Source organism: Rhizobium sp. PEPV16 (assembly GCF_008919455.1).
In the GTDB taxonomy this organism is placed as follows: Bacteria; Pseudomonadota; Alphaproteobacteria; order Rhizobiales; family Rhizobiaceae; genus Rhizobium; species Rhizobium leguminosarum_Q.
The window spans coordinates 1-471 of record NZ_VSZV01000012.1 but is presented as its reverse complement, the minus strand read 5'-3'; the positions used below and the strand labels follow the sequence as shown (position 1 = coordinate 471).

Sequence of the window (471 nt, the reverse complement as noted above, 5' to 3'; positions counted from 1 at the left end):
GTCGACGCATCGAAGGAGACGCCCGCCTTGGCGGCAAACTCCGCCCAGCTGGGGTAGGGGGTGAAGTGCCGTTCCCACTCGACATGGAGGAGGGGCTGTTCGAAGAGATCGCGAGCCGCATGCGCGCGATCCTGCATCAGCGCCGGCGAACAGGCAGGCACCACCCAATCGCGGAACAGTTCGGTATAATGTTCGTGCTGCAGCACGTCCGACCCGTAGCTCACGCGGAAATCGATATCGTCGAAGCCGATGCGGGGCTCTCTGTCGCGTCCGATGATCCTCACCTGCACGTCGGGATGAAGCGCCTGCCAGTCGAAGATGCGCCTGCCGATCCATTTGTTGACGACGGAGGAAAGCGCACTGAGAACCAATGCTGTCTCATTGCGCGCCTTTTCCAGCAGTTGCCCGGCGAGCGCGAATTGCTCAAATCCCTTCGATATCTCCTGGTGGTAGAGCCGGCCCCAGGCAGTC

1 protein-coding gene is annotated in these 471 nt (G+C 61.8%); it reads right to left on the bottom strand.

What is annotated here, in order from left to right; all coding sequences use genetic code 11:
• Positions 1-471: LysR substrate-binding domain-containing protein (locus FY112_RS00075; protein ID WP_246700565.1), on the bottom strand; the 471-nt coding region annotated here is incomplete at both ends.